Genomic DNA, 25130 nt, shown 5'->3' with positions numbered 1-25130 from the left:
GTCGCGTCAGGCCAGCGCCTGGGCGATCCGTCGAACCTCGGCCTTCCGGCCGGCGCGCAGGGCATCGATCGGGGTCGTGCCGAGGCTGTCCTCCTCGGCGAGGAACCACTCGAGCGCCTCGCTGTCGCTGAAGCCCGCATCGGCGAGCACGACCGCGGTGCCGTGGATCTCGGGCATCGGCGCATTGTTCTTGAGGAACACGGATGGCACCTTCAGCACGCCGTCGACGCGAGCGGCCAGCAGGTGCCGGTCGTCGATCATGCGGCGCACGCGGCTCGGGCTCTCGCCCAGCAGCTCGACGAGGTCGGGAACAGTCAGCCAGGTAGTCTCGGCGGCATCGGTCACGTCACCAAGCCTGCCATGTCCCGGTGCCTCGGAGAAGCAGCGCGTCGAGAAAGCCCGCGCGCGATCCGCGCCGACCCTTTCGGGTGAAGCCCGTCCATACCGAGTCGGCGGACTCGCGGCGGGGTGTTTGACTCGCTCCGACGCCTGTGCGACGGTGGCGGAAGTCGGAGCACCAGGCCGGCGAAGGGGGAAACATGGCGTACGACGTCGATGACGCCGGCGGACGCGCACCGCGCGGATCCGGCGGACGGGGGTCGGCGCGGGGCATCCGCGGACTGCTCACCGTGCCGCTCGCGGTCGTCAGCGCCGTGGCCGTCACCCTCGGCATCGCGCAGCCGGCCGAAGCCGCGCCGCAGCCGGTGAAGCGGCAGCCGAAGGCGAAGGCGTCCACCGCCGGCGCGACGACGCACGCCGCTTCCGCGGCCGCCGGTGCCGTCCCCGAGGAGGTCGTCGTCGTCGAGGGCGACACGGTCAGCGGCATCGCCGAGCGGTTCGGGCTCTCGACCGCCGAGGTGCTCGCGCACAACGGACTCGGATGGTCGAGCATGATCTTCCCCGGTCAGCGGCTGGCACTGCCGGGCTCCCGGACGGCGCAAGCCGCCCCGCCGGCTCGCGATGCCATCGCGAAGCACGTCGTCGCCCAGGGCGACACGATGAGCGGCATCGCCGAACGATACGGCGTCGCGTTGGACGAGCTCCTCAGGGTCAACGGACTCGGCCGGCAGTCGCTCATCTTCCCCGGCGAGGCGATCGTGCTGCCGCCCGACGCGGCCGCCCACCCGGCCCCCGCGCCCGCTCCCGTCGCCGCGGCCGGCCCCGACGAGGCGACCGGGCCTTCTCCGAGCGACACGCACCTCGTCGTCGACGGCGACACCGTGTGGGACATCGCGGCCCGCAACGACGTCGAGGTCGCCGAGCTGATCGCGGCGAACGGACTCGACGCGAATGCGACGATCAGGCCGGGCCAGCGGCTCACCATCCCCCGCCCCGTCGCCGTCGCGACCGTCGCCTCCGTCAGCGTCGTGCTCACCGAGGAGATGCGGGCCAACGCGCAACTCATCGTCGACGTCGGCCGCGAGCTCGGCGTTCCCGACTCGGGGATCGTCGTCGCCCTCGCGGCGGCGGCCCAGGAATCCGGGCTGAAGAACGTCCGGCACGGCGATCGCGACTCGCAGGGCCTGTTCCAGCAGCGCCCGAGCCAGGGCTGGGGCAGCGTCGAGCAGGTGCTCGACCCGGTGCGCGCGGCGACGGCCTTCTACGGGGGGCCGAGCAACCCGAATCCGGGCGTCACCGCAGGGCTGCTCGACATTCCCGGATGGGAATCGATGTCGCTCACCGAGGCCGCCCAGTCGGTGCAGCAGAGCGCCCACCCCGATCACTACGCCAAGTGGGAGGCGCAGGCGAGGGCCTGGCTGGCCGAACTCGGCTGACCCTCATCACGATGGGGTTTCGATCGGCGCGTCTGCGGCGTTTGTTCAGATCACGGCATATGCCGTTTCGTAGACTCGGACGGTGACCAACGCGCCCCCTGACCCCATGATCGGCCGTCTCATCGACGGTCGCTATCAGGTGCGCTCCCGGATCGCCCGCGGCGGCATGGCGACCGTGTACCTCGCGACCGATCTGCGCCTCGAGCGCCGGGTCGCGATCAAGATCATGCACGGCCACCTCGCCGACGACAACACCTTCAAGACCCGCTTCGTCCAAGAGGCGCGTTCGGCCGCGCGACTCGCGCACCCCAACGTCGTGAACGTCTTCGACCAGGGCCAGGACGCCGACATGGCGTACCTCGTCATGGAGTACCTTCCCGGCATCACGTTGCGCGAACTGCTGAAGGACTACAAGAAGCTCACCCCCGAGCAGACCGTCGACATCATGGACGCCGTGCTCTCGGGTCTCGCCGCCGCCCACAAGGCCGGCATCGTGCACCGCGACCTCAAGCCCGAGAACGTGCTCCTCGCCGACGACGGCCGCATCAAGCTCGGCGACTTCGGGCTCGCGCGCGCGGCCAGCGCGAACACCGCGACCGGTCAGGCGCTCCTCGGCACGATCGCCTACCTCTCCCCCGAGCTCGTGACCCGCGGCGTCGCCGACGCGCGCAGCGACATCTACGCGGTCGGCATCATGATGTTCGAGATGCTGACGGGCGAGCAGCCGTACGTGGGCGAGGCGCCCATGACGATCGCCTACCAGCACGCGAACGACGAAGTCCCCGCGCCGAGTTCGAAGAACCCCGCCGTCCCGTCCGAGCTCGACGAGCTCGTGCTGTGGGCGACGCGCCGCGACCCCGACGAGCGTCCCCGCGACGCACGCGAGCTGCTCGACCGGCTGCGCGAGGCCGAGCCGGCGCTCCGCTCCTCGCACGTCCCGCTCACGACGCAGGCGACGATGGTGCTGCCCGCCGCCGCAGAGCTCCTCGGCACCGCCACCGCTGAGACGCGCGTGCTCGGAGCTGCGACGCTCGCGACTCCCGGGGGCGTCGCGACCGCAGAGGCGTCCGACGGCGACGACGCCGCCGAGCTCTCCACGAGCGCGGCGCGTCGGAAGCGCCGCGGCTACTGGATCCTCGCGCTCGTCCTCCTCGTCACCGGCCTCGCGGCAGGGACGGGATGGTACTTCGGCGCCGGGCCGGGCGCCTATGTGACGATTCCGAAGACGACCACCGAGACTCCCGAGGCGGCGCTCGCACTCCTCACCGACGCCGGCTTCCAGGTGAAGCAGGAGACCCGAACCGACCCCGAGATCCCCGCGGGTGCGGTCATCGACACCGATCCCACGGGCGGAAGCTCGGCGCGCAACGGCTCGACGGTGACCCTCCTCGTCTCGGAGGGGCCCCGCATCCTCGAGGTGCCCGACGTCGCCGGCCAGTCGGTCGACGCGGCGAACGAGCTCCTCGCCGAATTCACCCTGCTCGACCCCATCGAGCAGTTCTCGGCCGAGGTCCCCGCGGGCTCCGTCATCGGCGCACTCGGCGCCGACGGCGAAGCGCTCCCGAGCACCTACCCCGAACGCGGCGACGTGACCCTGATCGTCTCGGTCGGCCCGGTGCCGCCCGTCGAGGGTCTCGCCGTGGCCGATGCGGAGGCGAAGCTGAAGGAGGCCCGGCTCGAGGTGAAGTACAAGGCCCCGGTCTTCTCGAACGACGTCGCGAAAGACCACGTGGTCACGGCCGACTGGCTGAGCGACCCCATGCGCCCCGGGTCGACGGTCGAGCTGACCGTGTCGAAGGGCCAAGACCTCGTCGCGGTGCCGAACGTCGTCGGCAAGCCGCTCCAGGACGCGATCGAGGAGCTCGAGGCGGCGGGATTCAAGGTCACCCACAGCTTCCCTGAGGCGTTCATCGCCTTCGCCACCGTGAGCGAGCAGAACCCGGTCGCCGAGGCGCAGGCCGTGCGCGGCAGCACGATCACGCTCGTGGCCACACTCACCGTCTGAACCGGTCCAACGCCGTCGCGATGGCGGGGGCGGGAGTGAGCGGAAGCCGTCGCTGACCGGGCTCCAGCCGAGGTCGCACCTCGCGCCCACGAGTTCGGCGCGGGGCATCCACAGAGAAGGGGATGCCCCGCGCCGATGCCGGGTTCGGTTCGACTCAGCGCGCGGCGAGCTCCTCGGCCACGAGGAACGCGAGCTCGAGCGACTGCATGTGATTCAGGCGCGGGTCGCAGAGCGACTCGTAGCGCGTCGCGAGCGTCGCCTCGTCGATCTGCTCGGAGCCGCCGAGGCACTCGGTGACGTCGTCGCCCGTGAGCTCGACGTGGATTCCACCGGGGTGCGTGCCCGCGGCGCGGTGCGCCTCGAAGAACCCCTTGACCTCGTCGACCACGTCGTCGAAACGACGGGTCTTGTACCCGGTGGGCGTCGTAATGCCGTTGCCGTGCATCGGATCGGTGACCCACAGCGGGTTGGCGTCGCTCGCCTTGATCGCCTCGAGCAGCGGCGGCAGCGCCTCGCGGATCTTGCCTGCGCCCATGCGGGTGATGAAGGTGAGTCGGCCGGGCTCGCGGTTCGGGTCGAGCTTCTCGACGAGTTCGAGCATCGTCTCGGGGCTCGTCGTCGGACCGAGCTTCACGCCGATCGGGTTGCGCACGCGCGAGAGGAAGTCGACGTGCGCGCCGTCGAGCTCACGGGTGCGCTCGCCGATCCAGATGAAGTGGCCGCTCGTCACGTACGGCGTGCCCGTGCGCGAGTCGATGCGCGTCATCGGCCGCTCGTAGTCCATGAGCAGGCCCTCGTGACCGGTGTAGAACTCGGTGTGCTTCAACGCCTCGAAGTCGGCGCCGCAGGCGTCCATGAACTTCACGGCGCGATCGATCTCGCGAGCCATCGACTCGTAGCGCGCGTTCGCCGGGTTCTTCGCGAAGCCCTGGTTCCACGAGTGCACCTGGCGCAGGTCGGCGAAACCGCCCTGCGTGAAGGCGCGGATGAGGTTCAGGGTCGACGCGGCCGTGTGGTAGCCGCGGATGAGTCGGCCGGGATCGGCCGCGCGCGATTCAGGCGTGAACTCGTAGCCGTTGACGATGTCGCCGCGGTAGGCCGGCAGCGTGACGTCGCCGCGGGTCTCGTTGTCGCTCGAGCGCGGCTTCGCGAACTGGCCGGCCATGCGGCCCATCTTCACGACCGGCATCGAGGCGCCGTACGTCAGCACCACGGCCATCTGCAGCACGGTCTTCACGCGGTTGCGGATCTGGTCGGCGGTCGCCCCGGCGAAGGTCTCTGCGCAGTCGCCGCCCTGGAGGAGGAACGCCTCGCCGCGCGACGCGGCCGCGAGGCGATCGCGCATGGTGTCGACCTCGCCCGCGAAGACGAGCGGCGGCAGCGTGGCCAGCTCGGCCGAGGCCGCGCGGGCGGCGTCGACGTCGGGCCAGGTCGGCTGCTGCTTGATCGGCAGCTCCCGCCAATAGTCGAGGCCCGCGATCACGGAGGGATCTGCGTTCACGAAGGGCTCGACAAGCTGTACCACGAGTGTGTCCTGAGGGGTGAGGGGCGCTGAAGCGCCGTGATGCGGAACGGCGACGCAGATCGCGCCGCCGTGGCTCGAGCCTATCGCGATTGCGCGGCCCGCTGCTCCTTCACCGAACTCGCGTACACGTCGATGTATTCCTGGCCGCTCAGCGCACGAAGACGGTAGACGAGTTCGTCCGTCACAGAACGCAACACGAAGCGATCTCCCTCGAGTCCCTCGAAGCGCGTGAAGTCGATCGGCTCGCCGACGATGATGCCGATGCGGCGCACCTTCGGCAGGCGCGTGCCGATGGGCATGACGTGCTCGGTGCCGATCATCGCCACGGGGATCACCGGCACACCCGACTCGAGGACCATGCGCGCGACGCCCGTGCGGCCCCGGTAGAGCTTGCCGTCGGGGCTGCGGGTGCCCTCGGGATAGATGCCGAGAATGCTGCCCTCGGCGAGCACCCGGAGGCCGGTGTTCAAGGATGCCTCGGACGCCTTTCCTCCCGAACGGTCGATCGGGAGCTGGCCGGCCGCCTGGAAGAACACGCGGGTCGCCCAGCCCTTGAGGCCCTTGCCCGTGAAGTAGTCGCTCTTGGCGAGGAAGACCACCGGACGGTCGACGACGAGCGGAAGGAAGATGGAGTCGATGAAGGAGAGGTGGTTCGACGCGAGCACCACGGCACCCTGCTTGGGCACGTTCTCGAGCCCGACGACCCATGGCCGGAAGATCGAGAGGAGGATCGGCCCGATCACGAGGTTCTTCATGATCCAGTAGAACACCGCGCGGCTCCCTTCTCGTGGCGCATCGATCAGCCTACCGTCGGCCGCTCAGGCGTGCTCGGCGACCCACACGCGGGCGAGGTCGGCCGCACCGACGACCCCGGCGTCGTTCTGCAGCTCGGCGACCACGAAGTCGGGCTCGGGGTGGTAGCCGCGCGCCGGGAGGTGCTCGAGATAGGCCTCGCGGATCGGCTCGAGCAACAGCTCGCCGGCGATCGCCACGCCCCCGCCGAAGACGAAGCGCTGCGGATCGAGCACGGCCGAGAGGCTCGCCGCCGCCGCGCCGAGCCAATGCCCCAGCTGGCGCAGCGCCGCGACCGCGCCGGGGTCGCCTGCCTCGATGAGCCCACCGACGATCGCGCCGTCGAGCTCCCCGCGCTCGGCACGGGCCCGCGCGAGCGCCTGGCCGATGCCGCCGGCGTCGGCGATCTCGCCCGCCATGCGCAGCAGGGCCCGTCCGGAGCCGTACTGCTCGATGCATCCGCGCTGGCCGCAGCCGCATGCGAGGCCGTCGGGCACCACCCGCAGGTGGCCGAGCTCGGCGCCCGCGCCGAAGCCGCCGCGGAAGAGGCGGTCGCCGGCGACGATCGCGCCGCCGACGCCCGTGCCGATCGTGAGCATCACCATGTCGCTCACCAGGCGTCCGGCGCCGAAGCGGAACTCGGCCCAGCCGGCCGCGTTCGCGTCGTTGTCGACGACGACCGTGCCGCCCACGCGAGCCTCGAGCTTCGCGCGCAGCGGCTCGTTGCGCCAGTCGATGTTCGGCGCGTAGTAGAGCGTCGACTGGGCGGCGTCGACGAAGCCCGCCGCCGCGACGCCGACGGCGCCGATCTCGTCGCCGCCGCGCAGGCCCTCGATCATCGCGACGACCGCGTCCTCGAGCAGCCGGGGGTCGGCCGGCGTCGGCACCCGATCGCTGCGGACGATGCCGCCGAGCTCGTCGACGACCGCTCCCGCGATCTTCGTTCCGCCGATGTCGATACCGATCGCGTGCACGCGGACGCCGCCTTTCTGAGACACAAGAGGAACGAGGCTGATTCGCGCCGGGACCGTAGCCACGCGAGCAACGACTAGAGTGTAATCGACCCCAATGCCGAGGTCGCGCAGGTACCCGAGCCGGGCGCGATCCTCCCGGTGCCGAAGGAGCTACCGTGACCGAATTCTCCACGCCTGCCGTGGTCTCCCCAGACCCCGCCGCGAACACCACCGATCTGCTCGTCGACCGCCTCGCCGCGACGCCCGACTCGGTCCTGTTCTCGCTGCCCACCGCCGACGGCGGCTGGTCGCCGGTGACGACGCGCGAGTTCTACGACCAGGTCATCGCCCTCGCCAAGGGTCTCGTCGCCGCCGGCATCCAGCCGGGCGACAAGATCGGCCTCATGTGCAAGACGCGCTACGAGTGGACCCTGATCGACTTCGCCACGTGGTTCGCCGGAGCGGTGCTCGTGCCCGTCTACGAGACGAGCTCGCCCGCGCAGGTGCGCTGGAACCTCAGCGACTCGGGCGCCATCGCGATCATCGTCGAGACCGCCGACCACTTCGCTCGCTTCGACGAGGTGCACCCCGACCTGCCCGGCATCCGCAACACCTGGCAGATCGACCTCGGCGACCTCGAGAAGCTCGCCGCGAGCGGAACCGAGGTGCCCGACGACGAGATCGAGCGCCGTCGCAACCTCGCAGGCGGCGACGACATCGCGACGCTCATCTACACCTCGGGTTCGACCGGCAAGCCCAAGGGCTGCGTGCTGACCCACTCCAACTTCGTCGAGCTCTCGCGCAACTCGGCCGTGGCCCTCGACGAGGTCGTGCTCGACCCGAACGGCGCCTCGACGCTCCTCTTCATCACCCTCGCGCACGTGTTCGCCCGCTTCATCGCGGTGCTCTGCGTGCACGCCGGTGTGCGCGTCGGCCACCAGCCCGACACGAAGCAGCTGCTCCCCTCGCTCGGCAGCTTCAAGCCGACCTTCCTCCTCGCGGTCCCGCGGGTGTTCGAGAAGGTCTACAACGTCTCCGAGCAGAAGGCCGAAGCCGGCGGAAAGGGCAAGATCTTCCGCTCCGCCGCCGACACCGCGGTCGCCTATTCGATCGCCCTCGAGCAGGGCAAGGTGCCCCTCGGCCTGAAGCTCAAGTTCAAGCTGTTCGATGCACTCGTCTTCTCGAAGCTCCGTGACGCGATGGGCGGCAACGTCAAGTACGCCGTCTCGGGCTCCGCGCCGCTCGGCCCCCGCCTCGGGCACTTCTACCACGCGCTGGGCATCACCATCCTCGAGGGCTACGGCCTCACCGAGACGACGGCTCCCGCCAGCGTCAACCTCCCCTCGAAGTCGAAGATCGGCACCGTCGGACCCGCGTTGCCGGGCAACGGGATCCGCCTCGCGGAAGACGGTGAGATCCAGGTCACGGGCGTCGCCGTCTTCAAGGAGTACTGGAAGAACGCGGAGGCGACCGCCGAGGCGTTCGACGGCGACTGGTTCAAGACCGGCGACATCGGCTCCTTCGACGCCGACGGCTTCCTCACGATCACCGGCCGCAAGAAGGAGATCATCGTCACGGCCGGCGGCAAGAACGTCGCCCCGGCCGCGCTCGAGGACCCGATCCGCGCGAACCCGCTCGTCGGCCAGGTCGTCGTGGTCGGCGATCAGAAGCCGTTCATCTCCGCGCTCGTCACGCTCGACTCCGAGATGCTCCCGGTCTGGCTCAACAACAACGGCGAAGACGCCGGAATGACCCTCGAGGAGGCCTCGACGAACGCCGCAGTGCTCGCCGAGGTGCAGCGCGCCATCGATGCGGCGAACGAGAACGTCTCGCGGGCCGAGTCGATCCGCAAGTTCACGATCCTCACGAGCGAGCTCACCGAGGAGAGCGGGCACCTCACGCCGAAGCTGAGCATCAAGCGCAACATCATCCTGCAGGACTTCGCCCCCCTCATCGAGTCGATGTACTCGGGTGCACCGGCGACCGAGGGTCACTCGATCGTGAGCTGACGCTCCCCCACGACGACGAAGCGCCCCACGGGATTCCGTGGGGCGCTTCGTCGTCACCGCGCAACGGCCGACGCCGTTCGTCAGAACCAGTCGGACTCGCGGATCTCCTTCATGGCCGAGCGGCGCTCGGCGTTCTCGAGTCGATCGAGGTAGAGCAGGCCGTCGAGGTGGTCGGTCTCGTGCTGCAGCGCCTGCGCCATCAGTCCGGTGCCGGAGACCTCGATCTCGTTGCCGTCGAGGTCGATGCCCCGCACGCGCGCGAACGGGTAGCGAGGGGTCTTCTTCCAGAGGCCGGGCACCGAGAGGCAGCCCTCGTCGATGGCCTCCTTCTCGCCCGACACCTCGACGATCTCGGGGTTCAGGACGTACCCGACCTCGCCGTCGATGTTGTAGCTGAAGGCGCGCAGGTTCACGCCGATCTGGGATGCCGCGACCCCGGCGCGGCCCGGCAGCCGGACACTGTCGATCAGGTCGGCGACGAGCGCGCGCACACGATCATCGACCTGTTCGACGGGAGCTGAGACGGTCTTCAACACGGGGTCGCCGAACAGGCGAATGGGACGCTCTGGCAATGTTCTCCGATCAGTGCCCGCGTTCGGCGGGCAGGCCTTCTACCACGAGGGCAGCGAGTTCGCGCGCCGCGTGCTGGGTCACCGGGCGCAGCTCGTGCCAGTTGACCACGGAGCCGGCCGCGAGTTGGGGGTCGTACGGGATGCGCACGATCTCGCGAACACGCGATTGGAAGTGCGCCTCGATCTCATCGACCTTCACGAGGTGCGTACCCTGCGTCGCGAGGTTGATGGCGACGACCGCGTTGCGGACGAGTTCGCCGTAGCCGTTCGCCTCGAGCCAGGTGAGGGTCTCGGAGGCGAGACGGGCCTCGTCGACGCTGCCGCCCGAGACGATCACGATCGAATCGGCGCGCTGCAGCGTCGCACGCATCACGGAGTGGACGATGCCGGTGCCGCAGTCGGTCAGGACGAGCGAGTAGTACCGTGCCGCGAGTCCGGCGACGACGTTGTAGTCGTTGTCGTCGAACGCCTCGGAGAGGGTCGGGTCTGTGTCCGAGGCGAGGATGTCGAGCCGGGTCTCGTCGCGCGAGACGAACCGGGAGAAGTCGGTGTAGCCGCCGATCGATGACGCCTTGGCCACGACGTCGCGAACGGTCTCGCGGGTCTGCCGGTCGACGCGTTCGGCGAGGGTGCCGCGATCGGGGTTCGCGTCGATCGCGATGACACGGTCGTCGCGAGCGTCGGCGAGGGCCATGCCGAGCAGCGCGGTGATCGTCGTCTTGCCGACGCCGCCCTTGCGAGTGAGCACAGGCACGAACCGTGCGCCGCCCTCGAAACGCTTCTGGATGCGCTGGTTCATCGCTTTGTGCGCACGGGCCTTCGCCGAGTCGCCGAGGTTCACGAGATGCAGGGATGCCTCGTAGAGGAACCGGTTGAACCCGCCCTGCGGGGCGGGGCGTGTGGTGCGGTTGAGATCGATCAGCCGATCGGCCGTCAACGACTCGGGCGCCTCGGGCACCTCCGACGGCAGCGCAGCCTCGTGGCCGCGGTCGGCGGCCACGGCGACCTGGGCGGCGCCGGGCGTCGCCGAGTCGGCTCGATCGAGCTCACGGGCCGCCTTCGTCGCGTCGGCGGCGAGCAGGGCGCTGTATGGCGACGACTCGCGCCGCGCCGCGCTGCGGTAGGCCGGAAGCCCTGCAGCGAGCACCTCGACCGAACGGGTGCTCGTGTCGCCGCCACCGCCGATCGCGCCCGGATTCACGGAGACGTCGTCGATCGCGACGGCAACCTCGTCTTCGGGCGCCTCGCGCACGGGCGCAGGCGGCAGGTCGACCCGCAGGTCGAGGTCGGGTGCAGGCACCGCCGCGTGGGCGCCGGTCGTCGCCGACGGTCCGATCCGGTCGACCGGACCCGTGCGGACACCCACCCCGCGCCGTGTCACCGGCCCGGTCTCATGCGTCTCTTCAGCCACCGAATCCCCTCCTCATCAGTGCCGATCCACGCCAAGCCTAGCGCGGACGCACGACGACGAGCAGATCACCCGCTTCCACCTGCTGCGTCTTCGGGATGGCGACGCGCTCGACGACACCCGCGACGGGCGAGGTGATGGCGGCCTCCATCTTCATCGCCTCGATCGATGCGACGCTCTGGCCGGCCGCGATCTCGGTGCCCGCCTCGACCTGCAGCGTGACCACGCCCGAGAACGGCGCCGCGATCTGGCCGGGCTGCGAGGCATCCGCCTTCTCGGCTGCTCGCGCGTCGACCGTGATGCTTCGATCGCGCACGAAGACCGGACGGAGCTGGCCGTTCAGGATCGTCATGACGGTGCGCATGCCCTTGTCGTCGGCCTCGCCGATCGCCTCGAGCCCCGCGTAGAGCTTGACGCCCTTCGCGATCTCGACGACGTGCTCGGCACCCGGGCGCAGACCATAGAGGTAGTCGGCGGTGTCGACGACCGAGAGGTCGCCGAAGAGCTCGCGGATCTGCTCGAACTGACGGGTGGGAGCCGGGAAGAGGAGCGCGTTGAGGGTCGCACGGCGCGTCGCGCTGTCGGCTTCGAGCGCGGCGCGCTGCTCCGTCGTGAGTTCGGTCACGCCGATGCGCACGTCCTTGCCGGCGAGCACCTTCGTGCGGAAGGGCTCGGGCCAGCCGCCCGGCAGATCGCCGAGCTCGCCCGCCATGAAGCCGATCACCGAATCGGGCACGTCGTACTTCTCGGGGTTCGCCGCGAAGTCGGCCGGATCGGCCTTGACGGCAGCGAGGTGCAGCGCGAGGTCGCCGACGACCTTCGACGACGGGGTGACCTTCGGCACGCGGCCGAGGATCGAGTCGGCGGCGGCGTACATGTCCTCGATCAGCTCGAAGTCGTCGGCGAGGCCGAGCGCGATGGCCTGCTGGCGCAGGTTCGAGAGCTGACCGCCCGGGATCTCGTGGTGGTAGACGCGACCGGTGGGGCCGGGCAGGCCCGACTCGAACGGCTTGTAGAGGCGACGCACCGCCTCCCAGTAGGGTTCGAGGTCGCTCACCGCGTCGAGCGAGATGCCCGTGTCGCGCTCGGTGTGCGCGAGCGCGGCCACGAGCGAGGACGCCGAGGGCTGGCTCGTGGTGCCGGCCATCGGGGCGCTCGCCACGTCGACGGCGTCGACGCCGGCTTCGCTCGCGGCCAGGAGCGTCGCGAGCTGGCCGCCCGCAGTGTCGTGGGTGTGCAGATGCACGGGCAGGTCGAAGCGCTCGCGGAGGGCGCTCACGAGCTTCGCGGCCGCGGTGGGCCGGAGCAGGCCCGCCATGTCCTTGATGGCGAGCACGTGCGCACCCGCGCCGACGATCTGGTCGGCGAGGCGCAGGTAGTAGTCGAGCGTGTAGAGGTCTTCGGCCGGGTCGAGCAGGTCGCCGGTGTAGCAGAGGGCGACCTCGGCGATGCTGTGCCCGGTCGCGAGGACTGAGTCGATCGCCGGACGCATCTGCGAGACGTCGTTCAGCGCATCGAAGATACGGAAGATGTCGACGCCCGTCGCCGCCGCCTCCCGGACGAACGCATCGGTGACCTCGGTCGGGTACGGCGTGTAACCGACCGTGTTGCGCCCACGGAGGAGCATCTGGATGTTCACGTTCGGCAGCGCCTCGCGCAGGGCCGCCAGGCGGTCCCACGGGTCTTCGCCGAGGAATCGCAGCGCGACGTCGTACGTGGCGCCGCCCCAGGCCTCGACCGAGAGCAGCTCGGGCGTCATCCGAGCGACGTAAGGTGCGACGGCGACCAGGTCCTTCGTGCGCACGCGGGTGGCGAGCAGTGACTGGTGGGCGTCGCGGAAGGTCGTCTCGGTGACGGCGAGCGGCGTCTGGGCGCGCAGCGCGGCGGCGAAGCCGGCCGGGCCGAGCTCGAGCAGGCGCTGGCGCGAACCGTCGGGCGCCGGCGTGGTGAGGTCGAGCCGGGGCAGCTTCTCGACCGGGCTGACGCTGATCGGTGCGGGGCCGTTCGGCTGGTTCACCGTGACATCGGCGAGCCAGTTGAGGATCTTCGTGCCGCGGTCCTTCGACACGCGGCCGCGGAGGAGCTGCGGCCGCTCGTCGATGAATGAGGTGCTGAGGTCTCCGGCGACGAACGCCGGGTCCTCGAGCACGGCCTGCAGGAACGGGATGTTCGTCGAGACGCCGCGGATGCGGAACTCGGCCAGGGCGCGCTTGGCGCGCGCGACGGCGGCGACGTGGTCGCGTCCTCGGCAGGTCAGCTTCGCGAGCATCGAGTCGAAGTGGGGGCTGATCTGCGCGCCCGGGTTGATCGTTCCGCCGTCGAGGCGGATGCCGGCGCCGCCGGGCGAGCGGTAGGTGGTGATCTTTCCGGTGTCGGGACGGAAGCCGGCCGTCGGATCCTCCGTGGTGATACGGCACTGGAGCGCGGCGCCGCGCAGGCGGATCTGGTCCTGCTCGAGGCCGAGCTCGGCGAGCGACGCCCCGGCGGCGATGCGCATCTGGGCGACGACGAGGTCGACGTCGGTCACCTCTTCGGTGACGGTGTGCTCGACCTGGATGCGCGGGTTCATCTCGATGAAGACGTGCTCGCCGGCGCGATCTCCCGCGGTGTCGAGGAGGAACTCGACCGTTCCCGCATTGACGTAGCCGATCGAGCGCGCGAAGGCGATGGCGTCGCGGTAGAGCGACTGGCGGATCTCGTCGGAGAGGTTCGGCGCCGGTGCGATCTCGATGACCTTCTGGTGGCGACGCTGCACCGAGCAGTCTCGCTCGAAGAGGTGCACGGTCTCGCCGTTCGAGTCGGCCAGCACCTGCACCTCGATGTGGCGAGGCCGCAGCACGGCCTGCTCGAGGAACATCGTGGGGTCGCCGAAGGCGCTGTCGGCCTCGCGCATCGCCTCTTCGAGGGCGGCCCGCAGCTCGGGCTTGGAATCGACGCGGCGCATGCCGCGCCCGCCGCCGCCGGCGACGGCCTTCGCGAAGATCGGGAACCCGACCTCGTCGGCCTGGGCGAGGAGCGCCTCGATGTCGCGCGAGGGCGGCGTCGACTTCAGCACCGGGACGCCGGCGGCGATCGCGTGCTCCTTCGCCGTCACCTTGTTGCCGGCCATCTCGAGCACGTGCTTCGGCGGACCGATGAACGCGATGCCGGCCTCGGCCGCGGCCTGGGCGAGCTCGGGGTTCTCGGAGAGGAACCCGTAGCCCGGGTAGATCGCGTCGGCGCCCGACTCCTTCGCCACACGGATGATCTCCGACACGTCGAGGTAGGCGCGCACAGGGTGGCCCGGCTCGCCGATCTGGTACGCCTCATCGGCCTTCAGGCGGTGCAGGGAGTTGCGGTCCTCGAACGGGTAGACCGCGACCGTCTTCGCACCGAGCTCGACTGCGGCACGGAACGCACGGATGGCGATCTCACCGCGATTGGCAACCAGGATCTTCGTGAACATGCAAGCCTTTCCGAACGGAATCCGCACAGCGAACGTTTAGGTATCGCCCGAGTAGTAAAGGTAACGTATCGGTCGTGCACGTTCTCTCCGTCAGCTCCCTGAAAGGCGGCGTCGGCAAGACCACCGTCACGCTCGGACTCGCGTCGGCGGCCTTCGCCCGCGGCGTCCGGACCCTCGTCGTCGACCTCGATCCGCAGTCCGATGTCTCGACCGGCATGGACATCCAGATGGCCGGTCACCTGAACGTCGCCGACGTGCTCGCCTCGCCGAAGGAGAAGATCGTGCGTTCGGCGATCGCCCCGAGCGGGTGGTCGCGGCAGAACCCGCAGTCGACGATCGACGTCATGATCGGCAGCCCATCGGCCATCAACTTCGACGGGCCGCACCCGTCGATCCGCGACATCTGGAAGCTCGAGGAGGCGCTCGCCAACGTCGAGGCCGACTACGAACTCGTGCTCATCGACTGCGCACCCTCGCTCAACGCACTCACCCGCACCGCCTGGGCGGCGAGCGATCGCGTGGCCGTCGTCACCGAGCCCGGCCTGTTCTCGGTGGCCGCAGCCGATCGCGCGCTGCGCGCGATCGAGGAGATCCGACGCGGACTCTCCCCCAGGCTCCAGCCGCTCGGCATCATCGTGAACCGCGCGCGCGTGCAGTCGCTCGAGCACCAGTTCCGCATCAAGGAGCTGCGCGACATGTTCGGCCCGCTGGTGCTCTCGCCCCAGCTGCCCGAACGCACCTCGCTGCAGCAGGCGCAGGGTGCCGCGAAGCCGCTCCACATGTGGCCCGGTGAGAGCGCAGAAGAGATGTCGGCGAATTTCGACCAGCTGCTCGACCGCGTGCTCCGCACCGCGCGCATCGGCGACTACGCCGGGCTGCCCGCCGAGATCGAGTCGCACGCGATCTGACGCGTGGGCGGCCGCGCGGCGGCCTCCGTGATCCGGCGTCGAATGTGACGCCGCATGACGAAGGAGTCCGTCGGGGCGGGGCTCAGGAGATCTTGCGGGACTTCGCGCCGCGACGTGCAGCGAGCTCGTCCATCGGATCGGCGGGCTGCGTGTCGAGCTCGACGAGCGTCGACTCTACCTCTCGGAGCACCTTGCCAACGGCGATGCCGAACACGCCCTGACCGCGGTTCACGAGATCGATGACCTCGTCGTCGGACGTGCAGAGGTAGACGCTCGCACCGTCGCTCATGAGCGTGGTCTGGGCGAGGTCTTCGACGCCCGCCTCGCGGAGCTGGGTCACGGCGGTGCGGATCTGCTGCAGTGAGATACCGGTGTCGAGCAGTCGCTTCACGAGCTTCAGCACGAGGATGTCGCGGAAGCCGTAGAGCCGCTGCGAACCGGAACCGGCTGCACCCCGAACGGTGGGTTCGACGAGTTGCGTGCGGGCCCAGTAATCGAGTTGGCGGTAGCTGATGCCGGCCGCGCGAGCGGCGACCGCCCCGCGGTACCCGGTGCCGTCGTCGTGCTCCGGCATCCCATCGGTGAACAGCAGGCCGAGGTCGTAACGCGAGCGCACGGTCTCACTCATCGAATCGCCCCTCTTCTGCTCCGTCACCCCGACGACGCGAGTTCCACGCTACCGAGGCGGAGGGCGTCCGCCAAACATATCGGGCCGATCGGCACGGCGTGTCGCGCGATCAGCGAGCGAGTCCGTCGAGCGTCGCACGCACGACGCTCGAGTGCACCGCCGCGAGGTGCCCGGCGAGTTCGCGCCCGCGTTCGGCCGCCCTGGCCTTGTCGGCGGCGTCGGCCCGCCGCGACGGTGCGATCGCGCGCTCGACGAGCGCCGCCTCGCGTTCGGCCGCCGCGCGGAGTCCGCGCAGGTGCCGCGGCTCGATGCCCACGGCCCGCAAGGCCGCGAGCGACCGCAGCACGCCGAGCGCTTCGTCGCCGTAGTGGTCGGACGCCGGCAGCAACGATGCCGAGACGGCGTCGTCGAGCAGCCCGGCGGTCGCGCCGGCCTCGGTGATGAGCTCGCTTCGGCCGTACCGCTTCGCGGCGCCGAGGAAGGCGCTCGCCCTCGTCGCACCGGGCAGCGCCGGAGTCTCGCCGGCGTCGATCGCCTCGAGGTGCGAACGGATGACCTTGAGCGGCAGGTAGTGATCGCGCTGCATCGAGAGCACGACGGTGATGCGCTCGACGTCGGCGGTCGAGAACTTGCGGTAGCCCGCTGCGGTGCGTGACGGAGCGATGAGCCGTTGCTCTTCGAGGAACCGCAGCTTCGACGGCGTCAGCTCGGGGAACTCGGGCTGAAGCCTGGCGAGGACCTGACCGATGCCGAGAAGTGGTGCCTGGCCGCTCGCGCGCGACGACGCAGCGGTGCTCGCCACTAGTCGCTCGCCACCGGAGCCAGGTCGCGTCGGGAGGCGTAGAACGTGAGCCGGAACTTGCCGATCTGCACCTCGGCGCCGTCGGACAGGAGGGCCGTCTCGATGCGGACCCCGTCGAAGTAGGTGCCGTTCAGCGAACTCAGGTCTCTGACCTCGAAGGCGGTGCGGTGACGGACGAACTCCGCGTGCTTGCGCGACACCGTCACGTCGTCGAGGAAGATCTCGGCATCGGGGTGCCGGCCGACCACCGTGACGTCGGTGTCGAGCAGGAACCGGGCGCCGGTGTTCGGCCCACGGCGCACGATCAGCAGCGCGGACCCCGAGGGCAGCGCGGCGATCGCCTCGTGCTCTTCAGCCGTGATGTCGGCGTCGATCGCGCCGAGCTGCGCCGCCGCCTCGCGACTGAACCCGATGGTCGCGTCGCCGACGCCGTCGACGACGGGTTGCGACGACGTGTGCGCCTGCTCGGGCACCTCGCTCGCCCCGTCGGCCTGAGTGTTGTCGGAATCAACCACGGCTACCTCCCTCTTCAAGCGTATCGGATCGAACGTCGCCTGCCACCCGCGGCATACGAATCACCCGAGCGGTCTCGATCGCGTAGATGACTCCCGCCCACCAGTAGAGGAACGCACCCCACAGGGTGATGGCCCAGCCGATGGGTTCGCTCACCGGAGCGACCGCCGGGAACGCGAGCCCCAGCATGATCACGGGCAGCCCGAAGAAGAGCGCGAAGGTCGCGACCTTGCCGAGCTGGTGCACCGGAAGCGGGCCGAAGCCGTGGTTCGCGAGCACGACGCCGAGGACGAGGAGGTACACGTCGCGCGCGACGATGACGACGACGATCCACCACGGCACGAGCTCTTGAGCGGCGAGCCCGAGGAGCGCGGCGAAGATGTACAGCCGGTCGGCGGCGGGGTCGAGCAGCTGCCCGAGGCGCGTGATCTGATCGAGCCGCCGCGCGAGGTAGCCGTCGAGCAGGTCGGTGAGGCTCGCGACGACGAGCACGACGAGCGCGAGCACGTAGTCGCCGGCGACGATGAGTACGAGGAAGACCGGCACGAGCGCCAGCCGGAGCATGCTGAGGATGTTCGGGATCGTCCAGATCTCCGAACCGCCGCCCCCAGCGCGCTCCCCAGCCACGCTGTCGATCCTATCCGTCGGCGGGGATGCCTCGCGGTCGCAGCTGCTCGGCCAGTCGAGGCCAGGACTCCGAGAATCGCGGGTGCAGTGGCATCCCCCCGACCTCGTCGAGGGGCACCCATCGCAACTCGATGCTCTCGGGGTCGCTCACCACCGGCTCGAACCTGACGAGCGCATCGGCGACGACCGTCGTGTACGACCAGTACCCGAGGTCGAGCACGCTCGTGAAGCGCACCGCGAGCGCCTCGGGCGGCACCCCCGCCTCTTCGCGGGCTTCGCGCACGGCAGCGTCGACCGCGGACTCCCCCTCGTGCCGTGCGCCGCCGGGCAGGCCCCAGGTGCCGCCGAAGTGGCTCCACACGGCGCGGTGCTGCAGCAGGATCTCGGCATCGGGACTGAGCGCGAGCAGCCCGGCCGCCCCGAATCGACCCCAGTACCGCTCCCCGCCCGGGCCTTCGACCCAGGCGTCACCGTTCGCACCGACCATGACACCAGCATGACGCACCCGCGCGCCCGCGTCGCCCCGGTCGTAGGCTTGGCGCATGGACGAACAGGCCCCGGTGCGCATCGACGCCTGGCTGTGGGCGGTTCGACGCTTCAAGACGCGGTCGGCCGCGACGGCAGCATGCCGAGCCGGGCATGTACGGGTCAACGGCGATCGAGTGAAGGCGGCGCAGCCGGTGCGCCCGGGCGACGAGGTGCGCGTGCGGATCGCCGGGTTCGACCAGCAGCTCGTGGTGCGGCGCACGATCGCCAAACGCGTCTCGGCGACGCTGGCCGCCGAGGCCGCCGAGGACCGCACGCCCGCTCCGCCCCCGCGCGAGGAGGTCGCGGCCGTCGTCGTCCGCGATCGCGGCGCAGGCCGCCCGACCAAGCGCGAGCGGCGCGACATCGAGCGGCTCCGCGGGCGATGAGACTCCCCCACCGCGCGACGCGGCGATGCGGGAGCGGCGATCGGCGCCCGCGCCGGGCGTAGCCTGAGGTCGTGCCGCAGGAACTCAGCCACGAACCCGACGCCCGACGCTACGTGCTCCGCATCGACGGCACGATCGCGAGCGTGCTCGACTACCGGGTGCTCGGCGATGCCGTCGCCTTCACCCGCACGTTCACGAACCCGAGCTACCGCGGCGGCGGACTGGCCGCCGAGGTCGTGCGGTTCGCGGTCGACGACGTCGAGGCGAACTCCGATCGGCACATCGTGCCGAGCTGCTGGTACGTGGGCGAGTGGTTCGACCGGCATCCCGAGCGTCGGGCGCTGCTCGATCCCCGGCTCGACTGACGGCCGTCGGAGCCGTCGGGCGGTGCGTCACGCCTCCGAACTCGGCGCGAGCCCGACGCACCGGGCGTCGGGCTCGCGGACGAGGTCGGTTCTTTCGCTCAGTACCAGTTGACCGACTGGGAGTGCCCCCACGCGCTGCACGGGCTGCCGTAGCCGCGCGCGATGTAGTCGAGGCCCCAGGCGACCTGGGTGGCGGCGTTGGTCTGCCAGTCCGCGCCGGCGCTGGCCATCTTGCTGCCCGGCAGCGACTGCGGGATGCCGGTCGCACCGCTCGACGCGTTGTACGCGGTGTACGACCAGCCCGACTCCTTCTGCCACAGCTGCACGAGGCACTGGAACTCGCCCTCGCCCCAGCCGTACTTCGTCGACGCCATCTCGCGCGCGACGGCCTTGGCGCCGTCGGGCGTGTTGGCTCGAGCGAGCGCCTCAGCAGCCTCCTGCGCCTTCACGGCCTGCACGCGGTCGTACTCGGCTGCCGAGGCTGCGGCCTTCGCCGCCTCGGCGCGGGTCTGCTTGGCGAGGTCGACGATCTCGTCGACGCCCAGCACTTCGTAGTCGCCGAGTGAGGCCACGGAGGCGGCGAGGCCGGCGGTGTCGGTCTTGCCGTCGACGGCGGCGAGCGTCGCGTTGGCCGCGGAGATCGTGTCCTCCGCATCGGCACGCGTGCGCGCCTCGGCGATCGCGCTGTAGGCGCCGAGCTGTTCGGAGCGCACCCCGCTCCCCTCGGTGAGGGCGGTCGTCGCGTCGATGCTCGCCTGCGTCGCGACCGCGGACTGCACCGTGAATCCGGTGCCGATCATCAACGCGATCCCGGCGACGGCACCGGCGGCGAGCAGCCGGCGGCGGGAGACGCGGCGGCGGCGGTTCGCACGGCGGGCGTGCTCGGGGAGTTCGGGGGCGGTGGTCTCGGGAGTGGGGGAAGTCTGGTTTCGCATGAGTTCTGAAGCTGCTCGGCATCTGGCTTTCGGTCAGGGGAACGGCCCCGAGCACGGCACAAGTCAGACACTCTGCCCCTTCAATCTGAACAGATCCTCAGTTCTGCCTGTGGGGTTCATGGGTGGGCTGCGGCGAGCGCGCGTCCCCGCGCGCGATACTGGGGGGATGCCAGAGGCAGCCCCCGCGCGATTCCCGTCCCCCGATCCGGGCGAACGCTGCCCGTGCCTGAGCGGCCTGACGTTCGGCGAATGCTGCCTGCGCCACCTCGGCGGAGGGTCGCCCGCGCCGACCGCGGTGCAGCTCATGCGCTCCCGCTACACCGCGTTCGTGGTCGGCGACGCGGACTACCTCCTCGCCACGTGGCATCCGTCGACCAGTCCTGTCGAGCTCGAACTCGACCCGTCGATCCGCTGGTACCGGCTCGACATCCTGCGCACGGAGCGCGGGGGGCCGCTCGACCGCGACGGCATCGTCGAGTTCGCCGCGCTCTATCGTCATGAGGACGAACGCGGCGAGCAGCGCGAGGTGAGCCGGTTCGACCGCAGCGACGACGGCTGGCGGTACCTCGACGCCGTGGGGTGATCCCGGGCTCCGCTTCCGGCGAACGCCGCCGGGAGTCAAAGGGAATCCAGAGTTTCACCGCCTACGGTGAGACTCGTGACTCCGCTCGACGGCACTCGTCCCACGAGGCATCCCGACTCCCCCTCCATGCTGACCGCACGCGCCCAGCGCACGCTCGAGACGATCGACGGCCAGACGCTCGACGAGATGCGTGCGCTCCGCGACGAGACGGAGCGGTTCATGCTGCGCTACAAGTTCGGCATGGACGAGGTGATCACGAAGCTCTCCATCCTCCGGGAGGAGTTCAACCAGACGCACGACTACAACCCGATCGAGCACATCTCGAGCCGGCTGAAGAGCCTCGACAGCGTGATCGAGAAGATGGCCCGCAAGGGCGTCGAGCCGAGCTTCGACTCCATCCGCGACACGGTGACCGACATCGCGGGGGTGCGCGTCACGTGCAGCTTCGTGTCGGACGCATACCGGATCTTCGAGCTGCTGACCGCCCAGCGCGACATCCGGGTGCTTCGGGTCAAGGACTACATCAGGGAGCCCAAGCCGAACGGCTACCAGAGCCTGCACGTCATCGTCGAGGTGCCCGTGTTCCTCTCGACCGGACCGCACCCGGTCGCGGTCGAGGTGCAGATCCGCACGATCGCGATGGACTTCTGGGCGAGCCTCGAGCACAAGATCTACTACAAGTACGACCGCCAGGTGCCGCAGGAACTCCTGGACGGGCTCACGGATGCGGCGCACACGGCCGCCGAGCTCGACACGCGGATGGAGCGACTGCACCGCGAGGTGCACGGGGCGCCGCACGCGGCGTCTGCGGCGAGCGCGGCGGGCGCACCGGGGTCGAGGGCCCGTTCACGCGACATCGCGGTCTGACCGGCCGCATCCCGAGCCCGGCCTCCGGGGCACCGGCCCGATCCGTCGCCCGGCTCAGCCTCCGAGCATGTTTCGCAACTCCTCGCTGACGCGAAGCGATCGGTCCCCCGGCATCCGGGCGACCCAACCTTCCACGAGCAGCACCTCCAGCACGTGGGCTCCGAGCGCACCAGCGAGATGCGGTCGCCGCTCGGTCCAGTCGAGGCAGCCGCGCACCGCCGGGCGACGGGACTGCCGCGGTGCCTCGTCGAGACGCAGGCGGCGGGCGAGCTCGCCGTCGGTCGCGAGGATCGTGCCCGGTGCACCGGCCTCGAGCGGCGCGATCGTGCGTTCCGAAACGAGACGGTCGGCGAGTTCGAGGGCGAACCGCCCGGCCAGGTGGTCGTAGCACGACCTCGCCTCGGCGAGGCGGCGGGCGGTCGCGGATTGCGTGTACGAGGTCACGGGTCGACGGGGTCCGAGCCGTTGCAGGGACTCGACGGCGTCGGCGACCTCGGGTCCGGCGAGCTCGAAGTAGCGGTGTCGGCCGAGGGACCGGGCCCGCAGGAGCCCGCCCTCGACGAGCCGGGCGAGATGGGCGCTCGCCGTCGCCGGCGACACGTGCGCGACCGAGGCCAGCTCGCCCGCCGGCAGTGCACGGCCGTCGAGCAGGGCGACGAGCATCGCCGCGCGCGCCGGTTCGCCCATCAACCGGGCGGGGATCGAGAGATCGGCGTCACCGTCCATGCCCCCACGATACGACGGGGACACTTCGGCGCTCGACGAACGGTCGGCGTCGTAGCGTCGGAGCATGCCGACCATCCATGACCGATCCGACGTCGCCCGCATCCTCGACGACCCGAGCTGGCGCGTTCCGGAGGCCGCACCCGGCCCGACGCCGTTCGAGCGCCTGCGGAGCGAGGCATCCAGGTTCGCCAACGGCCCTGCTCACGACGAGCGCCGCGCCTCGCTCGAGGCACGGCTCGCCGAGCTGGATCCCGCGCGGCTCGCGCTCGACGCGGGCGCCCGGGCTCGCGAAGCCCTCGCCGCGGGAGGGGATCCCGCGGAGATCGCGCGGCGCATCCCGGTTCGAACGCTCGCCGTCGCGCTGGACGCCGCCGACCCGATGACGGCGCCCGATGACGCCGCGACGCTGGCGGCGCCGTACGCGACCGGGATCCTCGGCGACGCAGATGAGGCCCTCGTGGACGCGGCGGCTGATCGATTGCTCGGTGCGCCTCCGTCGGAATGCGCCGCGGCGCTCGAGGCGCAGCTGCTCGTGCAGGCCCACGCCGCGACGGGTGGACTCATCGTCGCCGTGCTGCGCCGAGCGGCCCAGTCGCCGGATGCGGCGACCGCGGACCTGATCGGGGCCGTCCTCCGCGACACCCCGCCCGTCACCGTCACCCGGCGCGTCGCACCGCCGCTCGACCACAAGGAGAATGCCGACGATTCCGCGGATCGGCTCGTCGAGCTCCGCCTCGACGGCCCGGATCGCGATGCCACCGGGGCGGCGCCGCCGCGCGTGCTCGCCTTCGGCGCGGGTGCGCGGCGCTGCCCGGCGTCGGCGCACGCCGTCGCGATCACGGCCGCGGTCGTCGACGTGCTCCGGGAGCGCGCGTGCTGAGCCCGGCCGGGTTCCGCGCGCTGCACCGCCCCGGCGAGCCCCTGCTGCTGCCGAACGCGTGGGATCTCGCCTCCGCACGATGGCTCGTCGAGCAGGGCGCCGAGGTCGTCGGGACGACGAGCCTCGGCGTCGCCGTCGCCGCCGGCGAGGAGGACGGGACCGGTGCAGCGCTCACCCCCACGATCGAACTCGCTCGACGCCTCACCTCGGCGGGGATCGCCGTCACCGTCGACCTCGAGTCGGGCTTCACCGAGGAGCCCGCCGCGGTCGCCGAGCTCGCGGCGGAGCTCGCCGCCCTGGGCGTGGTCGGCGTGAACCTCGAGGATTCGACCGCCGACGGCCGCCTGGTCGCCCCCGCGGCGTTCGCCGAGAAGCTCGCGGCGGTCGCCGCAGCCGCTCCTCGCCTGTACCTCAACGCACGAACCGACGCGTTCTGGGTCGACGCGTTTCCGCCCGATTCCCGTGCGGTCGCGGCGCGGACCTCGGAGACCCTCGAACGGGCGCGACGCTACCACGACGCCGGCGCATCCGGTGTCTTCGTGCCGGGCGAGCTCGACGACCGCACCATCGCGGCGCTCGTCGACGGCATCGCCGCGCCGCTCAACGTGCTCGCGCAACCCGGCCGCGGCATCCGCGAGCTCGGCCGGCTCGGCGTCGCCCGCGTGAGCACCGGTTCGCTGCTGTTCCGCGCCGCGCTCGCGGCGGTCGGCACCGTGCTCGGCGAGGTGCGCGACGGCGCCGTGCCCGGGACGACGGCGCTCCCGATCCCCGACTACGCGACGGCGGCCGCGCTCGGCCGGGACATCGCCTCGCCGTCACCCCGCTGAGTCGTCGTCGACCTTCTTCGCACGACTCGGCTGCACGCGCATCGGCTCCCCCGGCATCTTCGGGAAGTCGGGCGGGAACGGCAGCTCGCCGAGCCCGTCGTCGAGGTCGCGCCGCCACCAGTCGAGCAGGGTGTCGATGCGACCGGGCCGGTCGTGCATTCCCGCCCACGGGTCCCCGCGTTCGGCGAGGCGGGCCGGCACCGTGCGCACCGTGTGGCTGGTGGGGTCGGTGCGCTCGAGCTCGCTCCATTCGAGCGGGCAGGAGACGGTCGCCGCGGGCGTCGGTCGCGGGCTGTACGCCCCCGCCATCGTGCGGTCGCGGTTCGCCTGGTTGTAGTCGATGAAGATGCGGTCGCCCCGCTCCTCCTTCCACCAGTTCGTGGTCACCTCGTCGGGCAGGCGGCGCTCGAGCTCGCGGCCGAGGGCGATCACGGCATGGCGGACGTCGAGGAACTCGTGCTCGGGCTCGATCGGCGCGAAGACGTGGATGCCCCTGCTGCCCGAGCTCTTGACGTACCCGGTGAGCCCGACCTCCTCGAGAAGCTCCCGGAGGGCGAGCGCGACGGGCACGGCCTCGGCGAAGCCGGTGCCGGGCTGCGGATCGAGGTCGATGCGGAGTTCGTCGGGAAAGTCGGAGCGATCGGCGCGCGATGCCCAGGGGTGGAACACGATCGTGTTCATCTGCGCGGCCCACACAGCCGCGGCGGGCTCGTCGAGCACGAGCTGCGGATGCCGGCGCCCGCTCGGATAGGTGACCGTGACGGCCCGCACCCACTCGGGCGCGCCCTTCGGCGGGTTCTTCGAGAAGAACTGCTCGCCGTCGATGCCGCCGGGGAAGCGCTGCAGCGAGACCGGCCGGTCGCCGTTCGCCTCGATGAACGCGTCGCCGACGGCGACGAGGTACTCGGCGAGTTCGCGTTTCGTGACGCCGGCTTCGGGCCAGATCACGCGTGTCGGGCTCGAGAGCCGCACCGCCCGGTCGCCGAGCGGTCCTGGAACAGTGAGCTCGATCGCGTCGCCGGCCATGGCTGCGACGCTACTCCGTCGCAGGCGGGAGCGCAGCAGGCGCGC

Annotated in this window: 25 protein-coding genes; 10 read left to right on the top strand and 15 right to left on the bottom strand. The window is 70.9% G+C overall.

The features are described from left to right. Window positions 1-6 precede the first annotated feature (6 nt). The gene (locus tag GQQ93_RS11225) at window positions 7-345 is read right to left on the bottom strand and encodes an Rv2175c family DNA-binding protein (protein ID WP_157424326.1); all 339 of its coding nucleotides are present in this window, start codon (window positions 343-345) and stop codon (window positions 7-9) included. A 194-nt stretch (window positions 346-539) separates the two neighbouring features. On the opposite strand from GQQ93_RS11225, the gene GQQ93_RS11220 reads away from it, so the two are divergent. Both GQQ93_RS11220 and pknB read left to right on the top strand, forming a co-directional pair. Beyond that, window positions 540-1775: a LysM peptidoglycan-binding domain-containing protein gene (locus GQQ93_RS11220; RefSeq protein ID WP_157424325.1), complete on the top strand. Its 1236-nt coding sequence runs from the start codon at window positions 540-542 to the stop codon at window positions 1773-1775. 106 nt (window positions 1776-1881) lie between these two features. Then, complete coding sequence (gene pknB, locus GQQ93_RS11215) at window positions 1882-3780, top strand: Stk1 family PASTA domain-containing Ser/Thr kinase (protein ID WP_425482270.1); 1899 nt, start codon at window positions 1882-1884, stop codon at window positions 3778-3780. A gap of 154 nt (window positions 3781-3934) precedes the next feature. Here the strand turns inward: pknB and GQQ93_RS11210 are convergent, their stop codons facing one another. The 3 genes from GQQ93_RS11210 to GQQ93_RS11200 form a co-directional block, all read right to left on the bottom strand. Beyond that, window positions 3935-5263 carry a class II 3-deoxy-7-phosphoheptulonate synthase gene (locus GQQ93_RS11210; protein WP_157424605.1) on the bottom strand — a complete coding sequence of 443 codons (1329 nt, stop codon included), beginning with the start codon at window positions 5261-5263 and terminating at the stop codon, window positions 3935-3937. Window positions 5264-5385: 122 nt separating this feature from the next. Further along, window positions 5386-6075 (bottom strand): lysophospholipid acyltransferase family protein, encoded by a 690-nt coding sequence (locus tag GQQ93_RS11205; protein ID WP_157424323.1) that lies wholly within the window; start codon window positions 6073-6075, stop codon window positions 5386-5388. A gap of 48 nt (window positions 6076-6123) precedes the next feature. Beyond that, on the bottom strand, window positions 6124-7071 hold the full coding sequence (locus GQQ93_RS11200; RefSeq protein ID WP_157424322.1) for an ROK family glucokinase: 948 nt from the start codon (window positions 7069-7071) through the stop codon (window positions 6124-6126). Window positions 7072-7226: 155 nt separating this feature from the next. On the opposite strand from GQQ93_RS11200, the gene GQQ93_RS11195 reads away from it, so the two are divergent. Continuing rightward, window positions 7227-9059: an AMP-dependent synthetase/ligase gene (locus GQQ93_RS11195; RefSeq protein ID WP_157424321.1), complete on the top strand. Its 1833-nt coding sequence runs from the start codon at window positions 7227-7229 to the stop codon at window positions 9057-9059. Between the two features lie 80 nt (window positions 9060-9139). Here the strand turns inward: GQQ93_RS11195 and def are convergent, their stop codons facing one another. Genes def through GQQ93_RS11180 form a run of 3 tightly spaced genes read right to left on the bottom strand, consistent with a single transcriptional unit; the run spans window position 9140 to window position 14484 of the window. Continuing rightward, window positions 9140-9631 (bottom strand): peptide deformylase, encoded by a 492-nt coding sequence (def, locus tag GQQ93_RS11190; RefSeq protein WP_157424320.1) that lies wholly within the window; start codon window positions 9629-9631, stop codon window positions 9140-9142. Between the two features lie 10 nt (window positions 9632-9641). Further along, window positions 9642-11042: a MinD/ParA family ATP-binding protein gene (locus GQQ93_RS11185; protein ID WP_157424319.1), complete on the bottom strand. Its 1401-nt coding sequence runs from the start codon at window positions 11040-11042 to the stop codon at window positions 9642-9644. Between the two features lie 37 nt (window positions 11043-11079). Further along, window positions 11080-14484: a pyruvate carboxylase gene (locus GQQ93_RS11180; RefSeq protein ID WP_157424318.1), complete on the bottom strand. Its 3405-nt coding sequence runs from the start codon at window positions 14482-14484 to the stop codon at window positions 11080-11082. Between the two features lie 74 nt (window positions 14485-14558). Here GQQ93_RS11180 and GQQ93_RS11175 point away from each other — a divergent pair, with 74 nt between their 5' ends. Then, window positions 14559-15392: a ParA family protein gene (locus GQQ93_RS11175; RefSeq protein ID WP_157424317.1), complete on the top strand. Its 834-nt coding sequence runs from the start codon at window positions 14559-14561 to the stop codon at window positions 15390-15392. Between the two features lie 82 nt (window positions 15393-15474). Here the strand turns inward: GQQ93_RS11175 and GQQ93_RS11170 are convergent, their stop codons facing one another. The 5 genes from GQQ93_RS11170 to GQQ93_RS11150 form a co-directional block, all read right to left on the bottom strand. After that, the gene (locus GQQ93_RS11170; RefSeq protein WP_157424316.1) at window positions 15475-16020 is read right to left on the bottom strand and encodes a MerR family transcriptional regulator; all 546 of its coding nucleotides are present in this window, start codon (window positions 16018-16020) and stop codon (window positions 15475-15477) included. Window positions 16021-16129: 109 nt separating this feature from the next. Next, window positions 16130-16822: a transcriptional regulator FtsR gene (gene ftsR / locus GQQ93_RS11165; RefSeq protein WP_157424315.1), complete on the bottom strand. Its 693-nt coding sequence runs from the start codon at window positions 16820-16822 to the stop codon at window positions 16130-16132. Continuing rightward, window positions 16822-17337 (bottom strand): FHA domain-containing protein, encoded by a 516-nt coding sequence (locus tag GQQ93_RS11160; protein ID WP_376864003.1) that lies wholly within the window; start codon window positions 17335-17337, stop codon window positions 16822-16824. The genes ftsR and GQQ93_RS11160 overlap by 1 nt, the downstream gene beginning before the upstream one ends. Then, entirely contained in the window at window positions 17330-17962 is a 633-nt protein-coding gene (locus tag GQQ93_RS11155; protein WP_281349906.1) for a CDP-alcohol phosphatidyltransferase family protein, read from the bottom strand. The genes GQQ93_RS11160 and GQQ93_RS11155 overlap by 8 nt, the downstream gene beginning before the upstream one ends. A 10-nt stretch (window positions 17963-17972) precedes the next feature. Further along, a complete protein-coding gene (locus tag GQQ93_RS11150) occupies window positions 17973-18449 on the bottom strand; it encodes an NUDIX domain-containing protein (RefSeq protein ID WP_157424314.1) in 477 nt (158 codons plus the stop codon). A 55-nt stretch (window positions 18450-18504) separates the two neighbouring features. Between GQQ93_RS11150 and GQQ93_RS11145 the strand changes: the two genes are divergently transcribed. Further along, window positions 18505-18876: an RNA-binding S4 domain-containing protein gene (locus GQQ93_RS11145; protein WP_157424313.1), complete on the top strand. Its 372-nt coding sequence runs from the start codon at window positions 18505-18507 to the stop codon at window positions 18874-18876. Between the two features lie 71 nt (window positions 18877-18947). Further along, window positions 18948-19241, top strand: a complete 294-nt coding sequence (locus GQQ93_RS11140) for a GNAT family N-acetyltransferase (protein ID WP_157424312.1) — start codon at window positions 18948-18950, stop codon at window positions 19239-19241. 98 nt (window positions 19242-19339) lie between these two features. Here the strand turns inward: GQQ93_RS11140 and GQQ93_RS11135 are convergent, their stop codons facing one another. Next, a complete protein-coding gene (locus GQQ93_RS11135; protein ID WP_170296178.1) occupies window positions 19340-20176 on the bottom strand; it encodes an aggregation-promoting factor C-terminal-like domain-containing protein in 837 nt (278 codons plus the stop codon). Window positions 20177-20342: 166 nt separating this feature from the next. Here GQQ93_RS11135 and GQQ93_RS11130 point away from each other — a divergent pair, with 166 nt between their 5' ends. Beyond that, window positions 20343-20759 carry a YchJ family protein gene (locus tag GQQ93_RS11130; protein ID WP_157424311.1) on the top strand — a complete coding sequence of 139 codons (417 nt, stop codon included), beginning with the start codon at window positions 20343-20345 and terminating at the stop codon, window positions 20757-20759. Between the two features lie 126 nt (window positions 20760-20885). Then, the gene (locus GQQ93_RS11125) at window positions 20886-21626 is read left to right on the top strand and encodes a GTP pyrophosphokinase (protein ID WP_157424601.1); all 741 of its coding nucleotides are present in this window, start codon (window positions 20886-20888) and stop codon (window positions 21624-21626) included. A 54-nt stretch (window positions 21627-21680) separates the two neighbouring features. On the opposite strand, the gene GQQ93_RS11120 is transcribed toward GQQ93_RS11125, so the two are convergent. Then, the gene (locus tag GQQ93_RS11120; protein ID WP_157424310.1) at window positions 21681-22352 is read right to left on the bottom strand and encodes an ArsR/SmtB family transcription factor; all 672 of its coding nucleotides are present in this window, start codon (window positions 22350-22352) and stop codon (window positions 21681-21683) included. A 64-nt stretch (window positions 22353-22416) separates the two neighbouring features. Between GQQ93_RS11120 and GQQ93_RS17945 the strand changes: the two genes are divergently transcribed. Then, entirely contained in the window at window positions 22417-23232 is an 816-nt protein-coding gene (locus GQQ93_RS17945) for a cytochrome P450 family protein (RefSeq protein ID WP_212277319.1), read from the top strand. Next, window positions 23226-24059, top strand: a complete 834-nt coding sequence (locus tag GQQ93_RS11115; protein WP_212277318.1) for an isocitrate lyase/PEP mutase family protein — start codon at window positions 23226-23228, stop codon at window positions 24057-24059. The genes GQQ93_RS17945 and GQQ93_RS11115 overlap by 7 nt, the downstream gene beginning before the upstream one ends. On the opposite strand, the gene ligD is transcribed toward GQQ93_RS11115, so the two are convergent. After that, a complete protein-coding gene (gene ligD, locus GQQ93_RS11110; RefSeq protein ID WP_157424308.1) occupies window positions 24048-25085 on the bottom strand; it encodes a non-homologous end-joining DNA ligase in 1038 nt (345 codons plus the stop codon). The two genes, GQQ93_RS11115 and ligD, sit on opposite strands and share 12 nt — an antisense overlap. Window positions 25086-25130 lie beyond the last annotated feature (45 nt).

This window comes from Agromyces lapidis, assembly GCF_009749405.1.
Lineage (GTDB): Bacteria > Actinomycetota > Actinomycetes > Actinomycetales > Microbacteriaceae > Agromyces > Agromyces lapidis.
Note: the sequence above shows the minus strand (reverse complement) of the source record. Positions and strands in the feature narration are given on the sequence as shown.

Bases quoted from the DNA above. Each gene is read 5' to 3' on its own strand.
- GQQ93_RS11170 (WP_157424316.1), bottom strand. From the start codon at position 16,020: ATGAGTGAGACCGTGCGCTCGCGTTACGACCTCGGCCTGCTGTTCACC.
- GQQ93_RS11130 (WP_157424311.1), top strand. From the start codon at position 20,343: ATGCCAGAGGCAGCCCCCGCGCGATTCCCGTCCCCCGATCCGGGCGAA.
- GQQ93_RS11135 (WP_170296178.1), bottom strand. From the start codon at position 20,176: ATGCGAAACCAGACTTCCCCCACTCCCGAGACCACCGCCCCCGAACTC.
- GQQ93_RS11150 (WP_157424314.1), bottom strand. From the start codon at position 18,449: ATGGTCGGTGCGAACGGTGACGCCTGGGTCGAAGGCCCGGGCGGGGAG.
- pknB (WP_425482270.1), top strand. From the start codon at position 1,882: ATGATCGGCCGTCTCATCGACGGTCGCTATCAGGTGCGCTCCCGGATC.
- GQQ93_RS17945 (WP_212277319.1), top strand. From the start codon at position 22,417: ATGCCGACCATCCATGACCGATCCGACGTCGCCCGCATCCTCGACGAC.
- GQQ93_RS11145 (WP_157424313.1), top strand. From the start codon at position 18,505: ATGGACGAACAGGCCCCGGTGCGCATCGACGCCTGGCTGTGGGCGGTT.
- GQQ93_RS11220 (WP_157424325.1), top strand. From the start codon at position 540: ATGGCGTACGACGTCGATGACGCCGGCGGACGCGCACCGCGCGGATCC.
- GQQ93_RS11180 (WP_157424318.1), bottom strand. From the start codon at position 14,484: ATGTTCACGAAGATCCTGGTTGCCAATCGCGGTGAGATCGCCATCCGT.
- GQQ93_RS11125 (WP_157424601.1), top strand. From the start codon at position 20,886: ATGCTGACCGCACGCGCCCAGCGCACGCTCGAGACGATCGACGGCCAG.
- GQQ93_RS11120 (WP_157424310.1), bottom strand. From the start codon at position 22,352: ATGGACGGTGACGCCGATCTCTCGATCCCCGCCCGGTTGATGGGCGAA.
- ligD (WP_157424308.1), bottom strand. From the start codon at position 25,085: ATGGCCGGCGACGCGATCGAGCTCACTGTTCCAGGACCGCTCGGCGAC.